This window comes from Acidobacteriota bacterium, from assembly GCA_009691245.1.
Classification (GTDB): domain Bacteria; phylum Acidobacteriota; class Terriglobia; order 2-12-FULL-54-10; family 2-12-FULL-54-10; genus SHUM01.
Window position 1 is genome coordinate 20,831 of record SHUM01000003.1, and the last position, 16,994, is coordinate 37,824.

Annotated in this window: 13 protein-coding genes and 2 pseudogenes; 8 read left to right on the forward strand and 7 right to left on the reverse strand. The window is 59.3% G+C overall.

Going from position 1 to position 16,994, the window contains the following annotated elements; genetic code table 11:
- Positions 1–44: 44 nt before the first annotated feature.
- The 4 genes from EXQ56_01425 (at position 45) to uvrB (ending at position 5,156) form a co-directional block, all read left to right on the forward strand.
- Positions 45–1,349, forward strand: coding sequence for a 6-bladed beta-propeller (locus EXQ56_01425; GenBank protein ID MSO19118.1), 1,305 nt, complete (start codon positions 45–47; stop codon positions 1,347–1,349).
- Between the two features lie 398 nt (positions 1,350–1,747).
- On the forward strand, positions 1,748–2,233 hold the full coding sequence (locus EXQ56_01430) for a hypothetical protein (GenBank protein ID MSO19119.1): 486 nt from the start codon (positions 1,748–1,750) through the stop codon (positions 2,231–2,233).
- A gap of 82 nt (positions 2,234–2,315) precedes the next feature.
- The gene (locus EXQ56_01435) at positions 2,316–3,056 is read left to right on the forward strand and encodes a hypothetical protein (protein ID MSO19120.1); all 741 of its coding nucleotides are present in this window, start codon (positions 2,316–2,318) and stop codon (positions 3,054–3,056) included.
- Positions 3,057–3,176: 120 nt separating this feature from the next.
- Positions 3,177–5,156, forward strand: coding sequence for an excinuclease ABC subunit UvrB (gene uvrB, locus EXQ56_01440; protein MSO19121.1), 1,980 nt, complete (start codon positions 3,177–3,179; stop codon positions 5,154–5,156).
- A gap of 25 nt (positions 5,157–5,181) precedes the next feature.
- Here uvrB and EXQ56_01445 read toward each other — a convergent pair whose 3' ends face one another.
- The 3 genes and pseudogenes from EXQ56_01445 to EXQ56_01455 all read right to left on the reverse strand — a co-directional run bounded on the left by EXQ56_01445 (position 5,182) and on the right by EXQ56_01455 (position 6,702).
- Positions 5,182–5,655: a hypothetical protein gene (locus tag EXQ56_01445; protein ID MSO19122.1), complete on the reverse strand. Its 474-nt coding sequence runs from the start codon at positions 5,653–5,655 to the stop codon at positions 5,182–5,184.
- Between the two features lie 282 nt (positions 5,656–5,937).
- A complete protein-coding gene (locus tag EXQ56_01450) occupies positions 5,938–6,234 on the reverse strand; it encodes a hypothetical protein (protein ID MSO19123.1) in 297 nt (98 codons plus the stop codon).
- A gap of 366 nt (positions 6,235–6,600) precedes the next feature.
- A pseudogene (locus EXQ56_01455) lies at positions 6,601–6,702 on the reverse strand (methyltransferase/methylase).
- A 305-nt stretch (positions 6,703–7,007) separates the two neighbouring features.
- Between EXQ56_01455 and EXQ56_01460 the strand changes: the two are divergent.
- The gene (locus EXQ56_01460; protein MSO19124.1) at positions 7,008–8,060 is read left to right on the forward strand and encodes a murein L,D-transpeptidase; all 1,053 of its coding nucleotides are present in this window, start codon (positions 7,008–7,010) and stop codon (positions 8,058–8,060) included.
- Positions 8,061–8,152: 92 nt separating this feature from the next.
- Here EXQ56_01460 and EXQ56_01465 read toward each other — a convergent pair whose 3' ends face one another.
- Positions 8,153–9,169: a LysR family transcriptional regulator gene (locus tag EXQ56_01465; protein MSO19125.1), complete on the reverse strand. Its 1,017-nt coding sequence runs from the start codon at positions 9,167–9,169 to the stop codon at positions 8,153–8,155.
- A 52-nt stretch (positions 9,170–9,221) separates the two neighbouring features.
- Here EXQ56_01465 and gltB point away from each other — a divergent pair, with 52 nt between their 5' ends.
- From gltB to EXQ56_01480, 3 genes and pseudogenes are all read left to right on the forward strand, one after another.
- The gene (gltB, locus tag EXQ56_01470) at positions 9,222–13,811 is read left to right on the forward strand and encodes a glutamate synthase large subunit (protein MSO19126.1); all 4,590 of its coding nucleotides are present in this window, start codon (positions 9,222–9,224) and stop codon (positions 13,809–13,811) included.
- Entirely contained in the window at positions 13,804–15,255 is a 1,452-nt protein-coding gene (locus EXQ56_01475; GenBank protein MSO19127.1) for a glutamate synthase subunit beta, read from the forward strand. The genes gltB and EXQ56_01475 overlap by 8 nt, the downstream gene beginning before the upstream one ends.
- Positions 15,256–15,303: 48 nt before the next feature.
- Positions 15,304–15,807 (forward strand): annotated as a pseudogene (locus EXQ56_01480) (DinB family protein).
- Between the two features lie 104 nt (positions 15,808–15,911).
- Here the strand turns inward: EXQ56_01480 and EXQ56_01485 are convergent.
- The 3 genes from EXQ56_01485 to EXQ56_01495 form a co-directional block, all read right to left on the reverse strand.
- Positions 15,912–16,124, reverse strand: a complete 213-nt coding sequence (locus tag EXQ56_01485) for a hypothetical protein (GenBank protein MSO19128.1) — start codon at positions 16,122–16,124, stop codon at positions 15,912–15,914.
- Complete coding sequence (locus EXQ56_01490; GenBank protein ID MSO19129.1) at positions 16,102–16,302, reverse strand: hypothetical protein; 201 nt, start codon at positions 16,300–16,302, stop codon at positions 16,102–16,104. The genes EXQ56_01485 and EXQ56_01490 overlap by 23 nt, the downstream gene beginning before the upstream one ends.
- Before the next feature lie 72 nt (positions 16,303–16,374).
- Positions 16,375–16,839, reverse strand: coding sequence for a hypothetical protein (locus EXQ56_01495; GenBank protein ID MSO19130.1), 465 nt, complete (start codon positions 16,837–16,839; stop codon positions 16,375–16,377).
- Between the last annotated feature and the right edge of the window lie 155 nt (positions 16,840–16,994).

Here is a 16,994-nt window from a genome sequence, read left to right on the forward strand (position 1 = left end):
GGCGTTGCGCAACAGAGCCGCGACCGAGAGGGAGCGGTAGTTGGATGGCATATCAGCATTCATGGAACCGCTCCCTCTCGGTCGCGGCTCTGTTGCGGTCTTTCGCTGCGCTCAAGATGACAGCCTTGTATGACGGGCGTAACGAGTTGGCCCACTCGCTTGAAGTCGCCCAACGGAACCTGTATTCTCTTTCCTACCCCGGCACATTGGGACTTATTACAGGAGGATCATTTATGCCTAGCACCAACAGCGCCGCGCGTTTGCGGATGCTCTATTGCACTTTGATATTTTCCGTCGCCATCGCCATTACCGGCTACACGCAGAAGGGCGGCGAGTATGAGACCGGCCCCTATGACGTGGACACGGCCTGGCCGCAGAACGTTTGCGGCGACGGCTTTCAGATCGGCTCGGTGGGCGGCGTGTGGGCGCAGAGCCAGGACCGCGTGTTCGTCTACGCGCGCGGCTGCTTGGTGACGGCCAAGCCCACCGGCACCATCCTGCCGGAGCGCAACGCCTCGGGCTACTCGCTCTCCTCCGAGGATCCCAAGATGTTCCCGCGCTGGGACCACGTGCTGATGGTGTTTGACCGCAACGGCAAGATGGTCGAGAGCTGGGAGCAGCACAACAAGCTCTTCGTCCGCCCGCACCGCGTGGTGATGAATCCCTACGACGCCGAGCGCAACGTGTGGCTGATCGATGACGGCGCGCACTCCATCTATAAGTTCACCAACGACGGCAAGAAGTTGTTAATGACACTGGGTGAGTTCCGCGTTCCAGGCAGTGACAAGACGCACTTTGGCCGCCCCACCGACATCGCCTGGCTGCCCAACGGCGACTTCTTCGTCAGCGACGGCTACGTCAACACCCGCGTCGTGAAGTTCAATAAGGACGGGCAGTATCTGCTCGAATGGGGCAAGCCCGGCAAGGGGCCGAGTGAGTTCAACACCGTGCATGGCATCGCGGTGGATAACAACGAGCGCGTGTACGTCGGCGACCGCGCCAACTCACGCGTGCAGATATTCGACAAGAACGGCAAGTATCTGGAAGAGTGGAACAACCTGCGCTTCCCTTATTACATTTACATGTCCAAGGACCAGCACCTGTGGGTGGGCGACGGCTACACCAACAAGATTCTCAAGTACGACCTGAACGGCAAGATGCTGTTCCACTGGGGCACCTTCGGCAGTTGGCCCGGCGGCATCTGGGGCCCGCACCAGTTCAGCGTGGACGAAGCTAACAACTTCTACATCGCCGACGTCCACATTGGCCGCATCCAGAAGTTCAAGCCCAAGCCCGGCGCCAAACTGGAAGAGCTGGTAGGCCAGCGCTTCGAAGTGCCGGCGAAGTAGCTGAAGGGGTTGCCTTACTAAGTTGTCATTCCGAGGAGCGTCGCGACGAGGAATCTGCTGTTCATCAGAGCCGCGCGCGCAAGCAAGCGGACCCGCCCGGTCAACGCGGAAAGCAGATTCATCACTGCGCTCGGAATGACAGTACAACAGGTACAGTCCTCCAAGTGAAAAACGTCACCACGGGCGGTAACATTTAGATAGGCAAGCTTCGGCAGGGCGGCTACGCGTTCAAGACGGGGACAGGCTACCACTCGCCACGCCACGTGCCTGTGTTCCGCGACGAAAGGCTCATCCTGAAGTGGGATCTGGAAAATGGCAAGCCGTTGAATGGCAGAGCCTCACGAAAACTGCGCAAGATCATTGCATCGCTGATCGTGGAGGGGCAGCTGTAACTGGACATGAAGATCAAGAGCGTTAGTTACAACAACCGGAAGAAAGTCTTCATCATCACCGCTCGCGGCAGGGGGTGGTCGTTTCCCTACGCCAAACTAGATGTGAAGCCCACTGCGGATGATCCAATCGTGAATCTCTATGTTGATGCAAAATTGGCCCGCGAGGGTTTCACCTACACGCTGAGATCCGGCCGCGAAGACTCCGTGCTCGCAGACCAATTTCTGGATTACAACCGCGACCCCAATTACATGCGCGATATGATGCTGTACCGGCTTTCGCTGGAAGCGCAGAAGCGCGTCGCATCGAGCGGTCTCGCCAAGCGCGAGATCACCCTCCGCCTCGGCACCTCCGCCTCGCAACTCTGCCGCCTGCTCGACCAGACCAACTACCGCAAATCCATCGACCATATGCTCGCCCTGCTACAAGTGCTGGACTGCGAAGTGGAGTTGTCTGTGCATCCAAGAGCTTCTGCGGGCAGGCGGGCAGCGTAATGTTTATGGCCCAAGGATGAATCACGCACAAGCACTCTACGCAGCCGCCCGCCGATACTGCGAGGAACAGTCACGCGTGTGGATGACCAGGTACCAGCGCCTGCCTAATGATGGAAGGGAATCCGACGGATATAACTATACAGCTGAAGCGCTTTCAATATTTCCTCGCTACAATGTGCTGGACGCAATACGGTTTGAAACGGAGCAGATGAATCCCGACCTCCTTGAATCTTTAGATCAAACGCGACAGCAATTACTAGCGGCGGACAAGAGCGGGTCAACTATGTTCACCAGAGAACCCTGCGGGCCAATTGAGTCAGCCGCAATTTCCCAAGAACGAGAGCTGTTCTGCGCTTACATCGCCAATTTGACAATTGACCAACTCGGGAGAGTTGAGCCCATGCCCTACAAGCGGGCACTTTCGAGTGGGAAATCCAAGCAGCTGTGGGATCGGCTAGATTCCATTTGGAAGTTCGATGGTCCGACATCTGAGTATCTGCAGAAGGGCCTTGCGATATTCAAAGCACAGGCATTCGAATGTACTATTTCGATAGAAAGTCTGCGGGCGCTGTTGGCATCTCACGGAATCCGTCGAGTGTGGCAGCTTATTGATGTGCAGGATATCGAACCTTATTACGAAATTGAAACGAACCTTCTCGATCTGCAGTACGACTGGGATCGCTACTGGACATCTGGTGAGTTTGACTGGATTATCTGGGCTTCTCATGAGCACTCCGTCACCGTCGGCGGATGGCTCCTTGATTCGATAAAGGCAGCATGGCCCGGTTGGAGAGAGGGAATCTGGGATCCAGCGCTTGATTAGCGCAGATCCGAGTTGAGCATCGTGGCTCCTGGGACTTCCGGCGCATACGCAGTTGCAAGAATGCATGCTCTGCTAGAATTGAGGATGGGGCTTCGTCACTTAAGCCCCGCAGAGCACACTATGGCGTTCAAACTTGTCAGCAATTATGAGCCGCGCGGGGATCAGCCGGCGGCGATCGAGCAGCTTGTCGCGGGGATTCGCGCGGGCGAGCAGCATCAGGTTCTGCTTGGCGTTACCGGCTCGGGCAAGACCTACACCATGGCCAAGGTGATCGAAGCGATCAACCGGCCCGCGCTGGTGATGGCGCACAACAAGACGCTTGCCGCGCAGCTCTATCAGGAGTTCAAGTCGTTCTTTCCCGAAAACGCCGTCGAGTATTTCGTCAGTTACTACGACTACTACCAGCCCGAAGCCTACATCGCGGCCAGCAACACTTACATCGAGAAGGAAGCGACCATCAACGACGAGCTGGACAAGCTGCGCCTGTCGGCCACGCGGTCTCTGTTCGAGCGGCGCGACTGCATCATCGTGGCGTCGGTGTCGTGCATCTACGGCCTGGGCTCGCCCGAGGCGTATTACGGCATGTTGCTGTTCCTCGAAAAAGGTCAGCGCATCACGCGCCAGTCGCTCTTAAAGCGGCTGGTCGAGTTGCAGTACGAGCGCAACGACGCCGACTTCAAGCGCGGCGCGTTCCGCGTGCGCGGCGATGTGATCGAACTCTACCCCACCTACGACGACTTTGCTTACCGCATTGACATGTTCGGCGACGAGATTGAGAAACTCTCGCGCATTGACCCGCTGTTCGGGCAGGTGAAGCAGACTTACACGCGTCTGCCCATCTATCCCAAGACGCACTATGTGATGTCGGACTCGACGCGCGAGACGGCCATCGAGCGCATCAAGGTAGAGTTGCAGGAGTGGCTCCCCGAGTTGGAGGCGCAGGGCAAGAAGCTCGAGGCGAATCGGCTGAAGCAGCGCACGTGGTTCGACATCGAGATGATGAAGCAGGTGGGCTACTGCCACGGCATTGAGAATTACTCGCGCCACTTCACCGGACGCGCGCCGGGCGAAGCCCCGCCCACGCTGCTCGATTATCTACCGCGCGATTCGATGATGTTCATCGACGAGAGCCACCAGACCGTGCCGCAGTCACGCGGCATGTACACTGGCGACCAGTCGCGCAAGAAGAACCTCGTCAACTATGGCTTCCGCCTGCCCAGCGCCCTCGACAATCGTCCGCTGAATTTCGCCGAGTTCGAGCAGCGCATCAATCAGGTGATCTACGTCTCGGCCACGCCGGGCCCCTATGAGTTGACCAAGACCGGCGGCGTGATCGTCGAGCAGATCATCAGGCCCACCGGCTTAGTCGATCCGCAGATCGAGGTGCGCCCCGTGCGCGGGCAGATTGACAACCTGCTGCACGAAATCCGCGACCGCGCCGAGCGCAAGGAGCGCGTGCTGGTTACCACGCTGACCAAGCGCATGTCGGAAGATCTGGCGAGTTACTATGCCGAGGTCGGCGTGCGCTGCCGCTATCTGCACTCGGAGATCGAGACGCTGGACCGCGTGAAGCTGCTGCGCGAGTTGCGCCTCGGCGAGTTCGACGTGCTCATCGGAATAAACTTATTGCGCGAAGGACTCGACCTGCCGGAAGTCTCGCTCGTCGCCATACTCGACGCCGACAAGGAAGGCTTCCTGCGCTCGGCGGGCGCGTTGATTCAAACCATGGGCCGCGCCGCGCGCCACCTCAACGGCCGCTCCATCCTCTACGCCGACGTGATGACCGACTCGATGAAGAAAGCCATCTCGGAGACCACGCGCCGCCGCGAGATGCAGCTCGCCTACAACGAAGCCAACGGCATCACGCCGGAGAGCATCATCAAGGCCATCGACAGCAACCTCGTCGCCATCGCCGAAGCCGACTACTGGACGCCGTCGCTCGAAGACCCCGGCGAGTTCGCCAACCCCGTCCAGCGCGCCGAATACCTCGCCCGCCTCGACCACGAGATGCGCGAAGCCGCCAAGAAATTCGAGTTCGAGCGCGCTGCAATATTGCGTGACAAAATCCGCGAAGTAAAACAACGCGAAGTCCTGGCGTAGGCAAAGTGAATAGACAAAACCATTCTTACGGGGATGTGCGGAATTTGAGCCATCGGTAAGTGGAATGAACGACGGCAATTGCACAAAGAACCACACTCAGCTTGAACAAGAATTGCAAAGTTGGATCCGAATATCCTGGGTGAAAGGCGGTCATGTAGCGATTGCCATCCACAACAAGACTTACTACATAGCCGTGCCAGACTTTACCCTCAGTCAATTCTCCCAGACGGATCAAGCCGTAGAGTTCGCGTGGCACACTGATCGAAGTGTACGACTCGCCTGACTCATCAATGAAATCAAAGTACCAACTGGTGCTGTTCTTGGAGTCCACAATTTGACGATTTGTCAGTCGTAGGGTCTTATTTGTGCAGGGGCTGAAATTCGGATTCGATTCAATCTTGTCCGAGCAGTCTGGCGAGTGGAGAAATTCATCAAGCAAACGACCGTTATACCAGTGGACTAGCCCTGCTATGACCAGAAGCGTTCCCAGCATCAACAAGTACTCGCCGGAGTATACCCAAACTCCATCCCGAACGAATTGGGCCCAAGCCCGCTTCCGTATAGCCTTTCTCTCGGGCGAGTCAGGCTTATAGAGATCCAGTGACAGCATAAGATCGCTCGTGTTTTAGCCCGTCTATCATATTCCGTACGATTCCTTTAGTAAGTGTCCCTGACCTTCCCTCCGACTAGAACAAGTACCGCCCCATCGCCGAAGTGATGTCGGGCGGGAGGTGGGTGGGTGGATGGGTGGCTGGTAGCCGGTTCTTACCTCTTCTACTTGTCAGCGCGAGGGCTTGCTCTCCATCTGGCGGCGGAGGATGGCGTTGATGCGGGTTAGGTGGCCGGGGCCCTGGGACTTCAGCCAGTCCAGCACGTCGCGGTCAACGCGGACCGAGATTTGCGTTTTCAACGGGCGGTAGTACTTGCCAATCGTGCCTTTGGCCCAGACTGCAGGGGAAAGTTGCGGGACGTCGTCGCTGCTCAGGCCGCCGTCCAGCCGCCGGTCACGCTGCTTGTAAAGCTGCCGGGTGCGCGCGCTGACCTTAATTGGCTTGCTCTTCGTTGATGCCTTCTTCATAGCCCACTTCTATTTCATTCATCCTACACGAAACCACTTACAAGATGATCGCCGTCAGGGCACGACTTTAGTCGTGCTGTAGAAACGGGTTTATCAACTTTTTTACCACTCTGCCGAAGGCCCAAGCGCAGGCGCAGCCGGAGCGGGAAGGATGAATTGCGCCGTCCTGCTGGGGCCATGTTAGCGCCGGAAGGTCCAACACAACATTATCTCGCTGCGCCTGCGGCTGCGGTTGAGCCTTCGGCAGAGAGGCAGAACTGTTTCTCTTGCATGCTATGGCGGCACGACTAAAGTCGTGCCCTGACGTGAACAAGTGTCTGGGGCAGGTAAGGCTGGCTGGAGAGGATGCGGGCTCCAGCGAGTGCCCTACTTATACGCGACCGCGGCGCTGCTGGGGCCGGCCATATGGATGACTTCGAAGCGCTGGAAGTCTGTCTTGGTGCATCAGGCGCGGAATTCGGCGTCGGAGCGCGCTGGGGGCGTGTGCCTTTCATGGTCGAGAGGCCTCGCAAGGCGGTTGCGTGGAAATTGCTAAGGTTGAGAAAGTACCGTGCGGAGATGGCCAGGCTGGCCGGTGAAGGAAGCTCAGTCCCTGGACTGTTCGGGAGGGAGATTTTCCGCTGCGAACGCTGAGCCGGCCGTGAGAAACGCGGCCACCGCATTTGCCGAGCACATAAAGCTGGCTGATATTGTCTGTGCAAGCGGGGTCGGCGCCCCGTGGGCGGGTTTCGCGACCGCATCTGCCGAGGCCGCCGAGAACTCCTGAACAGTAGATGATTTGGTCAACGCGGAGAATTCGGAGAGTTTGGAGCGCCCGATCTGGACTCGAAATTGTGCGCCGATGGTGGCGCTCGATGAGCGCGGTTGGGCCGTCCGCTGTACAATACTTTTTCCCCCGCTGGAGTGCTCGCGGCGCCCACTCGACCAAGATCATGCTAAGAAGATTACTGCTGTTCATCCTGACCGTCCCGTCCCTCGTGGCTCTCGTGGTGGCGCCGTTGCGGTTGGCTGCACAAAATGGCGCGACGCCGTATGTGCCCAACATGAAGGAGACGGTGCGCGTCGCCGGGCAGGCAGTCAACTACACGATTGAGCCGGGGCGCATCGAGATGGCCGAGCTGCGCAAGCGCTTCACGTCGGAGCAGATGGCGCTGATCGAGAAGCTGAATCGCGCCGACCTGGCGCACCTGCCGCGCATGAGGCAGCTCGTGGTGCCGGAGGCGTTCGGCTCAACGATCTCTAACGATGACGAGCTCGACTACGCACCGCTGCCGCGCGAGTGGCCCAGCGCCGCGCAGACTCCCAAGGCCATCGTGGTGCATCTGCCCGGGCAGATGTTCGGCGGATATGAATACGGCAAGCTGGTGCGCTGGGGGCCGATCAGTTCGGGGTCTGACAAGATGCCCACGCCGGAGGGGTTCCATCACCTCAACTGGAAATCGAAGGGGCGCACCAGCACGGAAGATCCGACGTGGTACATGAAGTGGTATTTCAACTTCCAGAACGTCGAAGGCCGCGCGCTGCACGCGCTGGAGATGCCGGGCTACCCGGCGAGTCACTCCTGCATACGGATGCTGGAGCGCGATGCCATGTGGCTTTACGGCTGGGGCGAGCAGTGGCAGCTCGATCCCACGGGAGTGACTGTGATGGAGTACGGCACGCCGGTGTTACTAGTGGGCCAGTACGACTTCAACTCGTATTATCCGTGGCGCGTGCCGCAGTGGCTGGCCCAGCCGGTAACATTGCCACCATTGCCGGCCACCCCGCCTATCGCTTCTATAACCCCGCCCATCACGGCAAAGCCTGAACCGACTGCTGCCAACTAGAGTTGGGTTCCGGTTTCTATTCGAATGACAGCGAGTGGGGGAATATTGAAGAGCCGCGATGCTGGACACAATCGACTGAGTCGTTGATCGAATTACGATACAGAACTCGACGTGGTGTCCTCGCGCAGCAGTTCGATGAAGCGGGCCACGGCGGGCGAGAGCGGCTTATTGCGGCGATGGATGGCGCCGATGGGGCGGCTCAGATCGGGGATGTCGAAGGGCACGACGGCCAGCGTGCCGATGCCCGCTTCCTTGGTGACGCTTGGTCCCGGCAGCAGGCCCACGCCGGTGCCGTTGATGATGGCCTGCTTGATGGTCTCCACATTGTCGAACTCCATGACCACCTGCGGGCGGACTTCATACTTACGCAGCGCACGGTCAATGGCTTTGCGGATGGCGAGGGAAGCCTCGAAGGCGATGAATGGCTCGTTCAGCAAATCTTGCGGCGCGACTTTTTTCTTTTTTGCCAGACGATGGCCGGGATGGCAGACGAAGACCATCGGCTCGTCATGCAGATGCACCACGGAGAGTGCCCGCTTGGCGGGTGGATAGGAGAGCAAACCGAGGTCGGCTTCGTCGTTCAGCACCGCCTCCACCACCTGATGCGGATGCAGGCACTCCAGCCGCACGCGCACCTGCGGGTACTGCGATTGAAAGCGCTGCATCGGTCCGCTCATGCCTTGCAAGCCGATTGAGTAGATGGCCGCCACGCGCACGGTGCCGGAGAGTTCGTGCAGGCTGGCGGTGATCTCGGCGCGCATTTCTTCGTAGGTTTGCAGGATGCTGCGGCAGGTGTCGTAGAATTTCTGCCCCTCGGCGGTTACTCCAAACGGTCTCATGCTGCGGTCAATCAGCCGCACGCGCATGTCGGTTTCAATCTGCTGAATTGTCTGGCTGGCGGCTGATTGGGAGATATTGTGCTCGTCAGCCCCCCGCGAAAAGCTTCGTAAGCGTATGATATCACAGTATAATTGCATGGAACCAAAATTCATAAAGGCCATTATACAATATAAGAAAATATAATGTAAAGAATATTTATTTTCGGCTTGGATTATGAACAAACTTCTTGTACTATTAATTCCCAGGTAGTCCGAGGTATTCCCCGGCATTACGCAGACAATCTGTCGTTAACACCTGACCGCTATTCATGGAGGAAGGCCTATGAACGGCTGGCCTAGTTATGGCGTCCCGCCAGCCCAGGGACTGTATCGCCCCGAGCATGAACATGATGCTTGCGGAGTGGGCTTTGTTGTGGACATCAAGGGGAGGCCTTCGCGCACCATTGTCACGCAAGCGATGACGGTGCTGAAGAACCTGCTGCATCGCGGCGCCTGCGGCTGCGAAGTGAACACCGGCGACGGCGCCGGCATCCTGATACAGCTTCCTCACAAATTTCTCACCCGGGTCGCGGGCGAGATGGGCATTGCGCTTCCCGCACCGGGCGAATACGGCTCCGGCCTCATATTCCTGCCGCGCGACAAGAAGCAGCGCACCGAATGCCAGAAGGCCTTTGAACGCATCATCAAGGAAGAGGGTCAGAAGCTGCTCGGCTGGCGCGACGTGCCCACCGACGATTCACCTATCGGCCCATCGGCCAAGGCCTCCGCGCCGTTTATCCGGCAGATCTTCATTGGACGCAACAAGAAGGTTCGTGAGCAGGCTGTATTCGAGCGCAAGCTCTATGTGATCCGCAAGCGGGTCGAACATGAGATTTGGAACTCCGCGATCCCTGAGCGCAAACTATTTTACGCGCCCAGCCTGTCGTCGCAGACCATCATCTACAAGGGCATGCTCTCGGCCGACCAGATCGAGCCGATGTTCCCGGATGTCTGCGCGCCTGACATGGAGTCGGCGCTGGCTTTGGTGCATCAACGCTTCTCGACCAATACTTTTCCATCCTGGCCGCTGGCGCATCCGTACCGCTACATCGCGCACAACGGCGAGATCAACACGCTGCGTGGCAACATCAACCTCATGATGGCGCGCGAGGCTCTGTGCGCCTCGCCCTATCTGCCCGAGATCAAGAAAATTCTCCCCATCGCCATTGAAGGTGGGAGCGATTCGGCCATTTTCGATAATGTGCTCGAATTCTTGACCATGGCGGGTCGGCCTCTGCCGCACGCAGTGATGATGATGATCCCCGAGCCGTGGTCCGGCCACGAGACGATGAGCGCGGAGAAGAAAGCGTTTTACGAATATCACGACTGTCTGATGGAACCGTGGGACGGTCCTGCCTCCATTGCCTTCACCGATGGCACGGTGATCGGTGCCGTGCTCGACCGCAATGGGCTGCGCCCCTCGCGCTATTGGGTTACCAAGGATGGCATGGTGGTGATGGCGTCGGAAGTCGGCGTTCTGGACATTCCGCCGGAGAACATCCTCATCAAGGAGCGCCTGCATCCGGGCCGCATGTTCCTGGTGGACACGGCGGAAGGCCGCATCGTGGACGACGAAGAAATCAAGCGCCGCTATGCCACCGAGCATCCCTATGGCGAGTGGCTCAAGAAAAATCTCGTCGCGCTGAGCGATCTGCCCGCGGCTCCGGAGCTGCCGCTGCCGGATCACGACACCTTGCTGCGTCGCCAGCAGGCCTTTGGCTATACGCTCGAAGACCTGCGCATCATCATGGGGCCGATGGCGGAGAACAAAGCCGAGCCCGTCGGGTCGATGGGCACGGACACGGCGCTGGCCGTTCTCTCGAACAAGCCGCGGCTGCTCTTTGATTATTTCAAGCAGTTGTTTGCGCAGGTTACCAATCCGCCGCTGGACGCGATTCGGGAAGAGTTGGTAACACAGATGTCGATCACCATCGGGCCGGAGGGCAACATCCTCGACCCGGTCCCGGAAAGCTGCCGGCAGGTGAAGCTGGCGACGCCCATTCTCGACAACGCGGAACTAGCCAAGCTGCGCAACATCAATTTGCCCGCTCTGAAGTGCATCACCATCCCCATGCTATTTCCTGTGGTCGATGGCGAAGCGGGCCTAAAGAAGGCCATGGACTTGCTGTGTCTTCGCGTGGGCGCTGCGATCCAGAACGAATACAACATTATCATCCTCTCTGATCGCGGAGTGGATAAAGACACAGCCCCGATCCCGGCGCTGCTGGCCACCAGCGGCGTGCATCACCATCTGGTGCGCGAAGGCACGCGCACGCTGGCAGGGTTGGTGATTGAAACCGGCGAGGTGCGCGAGGTGCATCATGCCGCGCTGCTGATCGGCTTCGGCGCGAGCGCGGTGAATCCGTATCTGGCTTTTGAAACGCTCGACGGAATGATCCGCGACGGCCAGTTGGTGGGAAAAGACGAGAGCCATCCCATCACTCACGACGACGCGGTGCATAACTACATCAAGGCTCTCACCAAGGGTGTGCTCAAGGTGATGTCCAAGATGGGCATCTCCACGGTGGCCTCCTACTGCGGCGCGCAGATTTACGAAGCAGTGGGATTGAAGCAGGAGTTGATCGATCAATATTTCGCGGGCACCTCATCGCGCGTGGAGGGCATCGGGATCGAACTGGTCGCGCTCGAGGCGCTGCTGCGCCACCAGCGGGCGTACCCGGATCGCCCCGTGCTCGAAAACGAGCTGGACGCGGGAGGCGAGTATCAGTGGCGGCGCGACGGCGAATATCACTTGTTCAATCCCGACACGGTCTTCAAGCTCCAGCACGCGACGCGCACGGGCCAGTGGAAGGTGTTCAAGGAATACTCGACGGCGGTGGATAGTCAGGCGACGCATCTCGCCACTCTGCGCGGCCTGATGGAGATGAAGTGGGCGGCCACGCCGATTCCCATTGATGAAGTCGAATCGATTGAAGCGATTCTGAAACGCTTTGCGACCGGCGCGATGTCCTATGGCTCCATCAGCGGAGAGGCGCACGAGACGCTGGCCATTGCCATGAACCGTATCGGCGCGAAGTCGAACACCGGCGAGGGCGGGGAAGACTCTGCGCGCTACAAGCTGGACCCGAATGGTGATTCGCGTAAAAGCGCGATCAAGCAGGTGGCCTCGGGCCGCTTCGGCGTAACCAGTGAATATCTGGTTTCCGCCACTGACCTACAGATCAAAATGGCGCAGGGCGCCAAGCCCGGAGAGGGCGGCCAGCTTCCCGGCGGCAAGGTCTATCCGTGGATCGCGAAAGTGCGTTACTCGACGCCCGGCGTAGGGCTGATTTCGCCGCCGCCGCACCATGACATTTATTCGATCGAGGACTTGGCGCAACTCATCCACGATCTGAAGAACTCGAACCCCGAGGCTCGTGTCCACGTGAAGCTGGTGGCCGAAGTGGGCGTGGGCACGGTTGCCGCGGGTGTGGCCAAGGCGCACTCCGATGTGGTGCTCATCTCAGGCCACGACGGCGGCACGGGCGCATCGCCGCTGACCAGTCTCAAGTATGGCGGCGCACCCTGGGAGTTGGGCCTCGCGGAGACGCAGCAGGTGCTGGTGATGAACAAGCTGCGCGACCGCATCGTCGTGCAGGCCGATGGCCAGTTGAAGACGGGTCGTGACGTGGTGATTGCCGCGCTGCTCGGCGCGGAGGAGTTTGGGTTCGCGACCGCGCCGCTGGTGGTAATGGGCTGCGTGATGATGCGCGTCTGCCATCTGAATACCTGTCCGGTGGGTGTGGCCACGCAGGACCCCGAGTTGCGCAAGAAGTTTGCAGGCAAGCCCGAGTTTGTGATCGAGTTTTTCCGCTTCATCGCGCAGGAAGTGCGCGAGTACATGGCCCAGCTCGGCTTCCGCACCATTGATGAGATGGTCGGGCGCGTGGACCGGCTCAACCTGAACAAAGCCGTGGACCACTGGAAGGCGCGCGGCCTCGATTATTCCAGCATCCTCTATCAGCCGCAGATGGGCCCGGACGTGGCCATCCGCTGTATCACCAAGCAAGATCATGGTCTGGAGAAATCGCTCGATGTTACCACCATTGTTCCTGCCTGCACGGCGGCGATTGAAGAGAAGAAGCCCGTGAAGCTGGACTTGCCCATTCGCAACGTGAACCGCACGGTGGGCACGATTCTTGGGTATCACGTAACCAAGCGCCACGGCGCGGCAGCCTTGCCCGAGGACACCATCCAAATTCACTTCACCGGCTCGGCGGGACAGAGCTTCGGGGCGTTCCTGCCCGCTGGGATCACCTTCAAGCTGGAGGGCGATGCCAACGACTATGTAGGCAAGGGCCTGTCGGGCGGCAAGATCATCGTCTACCCGCCCCGGCTGGCGACCTTCGTGCCGGAGGAAAACATCATTGTTGGCAACGTGGTTCTCTACGGCGCGACCAGCGGCGAGATTTATCTGCGCGGCATGGCCGGTGAACGCTTCGCGGTGCGCAACAGCGGAGCATCGGCGGTGGTGGAGGGCGTGGGCGACCACGGCTGCGAATACATGACCGGCGGACGTGTGGTGGTCATCGGCAAGACCGGCCGCAATTTCGCGGCGGGCATGTCCGGTGGCATCGCCTATGTGCTCGATGAGGCTGGCGATTTCAAGATACGCTGCAATCGCGAGATGGTCGAGCTGGAGCCTCTGACAGCGGAAGAGGATGTCGAGGAAGTGAAGGACCTGCTCTCTCGCCACCTGCGCTACACCGGCAGCCGCATGGCCGAGCGCGTACTCATCAACTGGGATCTGTTGCAAAAGAAGTTCGTAAAGGTGATGCCACAGGATTACAAGCGCGCGCTGCAGGCCATCAAGCGCGCCAAGGAGCAGGGAACCCCGTGGGAAGTGGCGGTGATGGAGGGGGCGCATGGGTAAGGTAACTGGATTTATCGAGTACGACCGCGAGAAATTCAAATATCGGCCAGTCGAGGAGCGCCTCCACGACTACCGCGAAGTGACGCTGCCCGCCGAAGATGCCAAGCTTAAGAAGCAGGCCGCGCGCTGCATGGACTGCGGCATTCCCTTCTGCCACATGGGCTGTCCGCTGGGCAATCTGATCCCAGATTGGAACGACCTGGTCTATCGCGACCGTTGGTCGGAGGCGATCACGCGGCTGCACTCGACGAATAATTTCCCCGAGTTCACGGGACGCCTCTGCCCCGCGCCGTGCGAAGGCTCCTGCGTGCTGGGCATCAACAATCAGCCGGTTACGATCAAGCAGGTGGAAGTCTCCATCATCGAGCGTGCCTTCGAGAGTGGCTTCGTCAAGCCGTTCACGCCCACCGTGCGCACGGGCAAGAAGGTCGCTGTGGTGGGCTCCGGCCCGGCGGGGTTGGCGACGGCGGACCAGCTCAACAAGGCCGGCCATCTGGTAACCGTCTTCGAGCGCGCCGACCGCGTCGGCGGCTTGATGCGTTATGGCATCCCTGAATTCAAGATGGAGAAAAACGTCCTGAACCGGCGGCTCGCGCTGATGGAGCAGGCTGGAGTTATCTTCCGCACCAGCGCCAACATCGGCGTGAATGTTCCGGTTAAGGAATTGCAGAAGGACTTTGACGCCATCGTGCTGGCCGGCGGCGCCACCGCTCCGCGCGACCTGCCCATTCCCGGACGCGAGCTCAAGGGCATCTATTACGCGATGGACTTTCTGCCCTTGCAGAATAAGAAGTGCGAAGGCGACACCATTCCCGACGCTCAGTTCATCTCCGCCGAGGGCAAGCGCGTGGTGATCATCGGCGGCGGCGACACTGGCGCGGACTGCCTGGGCACGGTGCATCGACAGGGATGTAAGTCCGTCCACCAACTCGAACTGCTGCCTAAGCCTCCCGACGCGCGTGATGTGCTCAACAACCCCTGGCCGCTGTGGCCGAACATCTTCCGCACCTCCTCGGCGCATGACGAGGGCGGCATTCGCGAGTATTCCATTTCGACCAAGAACTTTTCCGGCGTTGATGGCGTGGTGAAGAAGCTGCACACCGTGCAGGTGAAGATGGCTCCCGACGCGCAGGGCCGCCTCGGCTTTGTCGACATTCCCGGCACCGAGATGGAGATCGAAGCCGATCTGGTGCTGCTGGCCATGGGCTTCCTCGGCCCCGAGAAGAAAGGCATGCTCGATCAGTTCGGCGTAAAGCTCACCGAGCGCGGCAACGTGGCGCGCGACGCCAACTGGATGACCAACGTCCCTGGCGTATTCACCGCCGGCGACATGCAGCGCGGCCAATCGCTGATCGTCTGGGCCATCGCCGAAGGCCGCTCCGCCGCCCGCGGCGTGGATACCTTCCTCATGGGCCGCTCTGATTTACCCGCGCCTCTTGCCTAGGCTGCTCCGCCGCGATTGCCCGTCGAACTATAATTGCATGGGATGGAAATGACGAACCCGTACGCAACGCAGTTGGGAGACAGCGATCCGCTGCACGTAGTGGCGACCACGCCCCAGCGTCTCGAACAACTCTCAGCATTGCTTGGCGAGGACGGGATGCAGCAATCAGTCGCTCCCGGCAAGTGGACGGCGCGGGAAATCTTGTGCCACCTGGCAGATTGCGAAGTGGCCTTTGCCTTTCGGCTCCGACAGACTCTGGCGGAGAATTTCCACGTCATGCAGCCGTTCGATCAGGACAGATGGGCGAGCGCTTACGCAGCATATGAAGCTCCGGAAGCGCTCTCCGTCTTTTCCGCATTGCGGTAGTGGAACTTCCGGCTGATCCGTTCGCTGAGCCCGGCGGCCTTCGCGAAACCCGTGAACCATCCCGAGCGCGGCGACATGACCTTCCAAGCGATCGTCGAAACGATGGCCGGCCACGATATCAATCACCTCCGCCAGCTACAGCTAATCGCCGGCAGGAAATCGGATCGACAGCAATCCTCCTCCTAGTGTTTCGGCGCATTAATCGCTCGTAGCTTCAGCGATCTATCCCCAGGCACCCCCGCCGGGCGTGGAGATGCGCAGGATGGTGATCTTCTGTGCGATGAAGGCGGCTACAAGAAAATCTTCCGCATCTGGCTGAGTACCGCGTCCATCTTGGCGAGGCTCAGCGCGGCGATTGCAGCCAGGATCAAATCCTCGGTGAGTTGATTGGCAGAATCGGGTGAAATAACGAGGGCAGGCCTGTTTTTGGTTGCGGTAAGGTCGGTGAAGGGAAAGGAAACCAGGACAATGTCGTCGCGCCTATAGCTTGTCGTAGACGGCATCTTCTTCGTTATTCCAGAACTGGAAGCTCTTTTCCGTTGCCTTCAGCCAGCCGGAATGCTTTGTTAGGCTTAACAGTTCTTCTTCGGAAAAGATACGATGCTTCTTCCCGGGAGCTGCGTCGGCGACTTTCTCCAGCGGCCGAAAGATTCCGTCGATATATTCCGCTCTAACGCTCATGCCTGCGACCTCTTCGATAGTTCTATCACCACAGACGGGGAAATCTAGATATAGGGGTGTGCCACCGGTTGCTTAGCGCGCGGGCTGGCTGGCGGCGCGGAACTCGCGCATGAAGTCTTCCACGCTCATGACGTAGACGGGCGGGAAGTTGGCTTGCGGGCGGGCCTCGGTGATCATGTTGATGGCCTGCTTGCGCTCGTAGCCCAGCGCCCGCATGATGGCCAGCACCATGAGCGGGCTGCGGTGAACGCCCGCCGCGCAATGCACGTAAATCTTCGCGTTGGGATTTTCCAGCGCGAGCAAAGTAAAATCCACCACGGTCCAGAAGAGCGACGATGGCTTGGGAAGAAAATCGTCCGTAGTCCCGTTCTGGAGCACAACGATACCGGTGCCGTCGTTGATGGTGTGATCGTCAAACTCGTGCATCATGTTGATCACGTGCGTGAAGCCAGCCTCGGCCAGTTCGCGCATGTTCTCCACGTTGCGGATGAATCCGCCGACCGCGAGTTCTTCCGTTACAAACTGATAGTCGACCATTGCTCGCTGCTCCCGCGGAGCGAATCATCGCTTTCCCGAACTTGGACCCCAGCGCCGCCAATCAGCGCTGACGGCCCTACATTGATAATCGGCCAAACACGACCCATTGTGAAAATAATTATGATTCAACAGGGCGTCGCAGGCACACGAAGTTA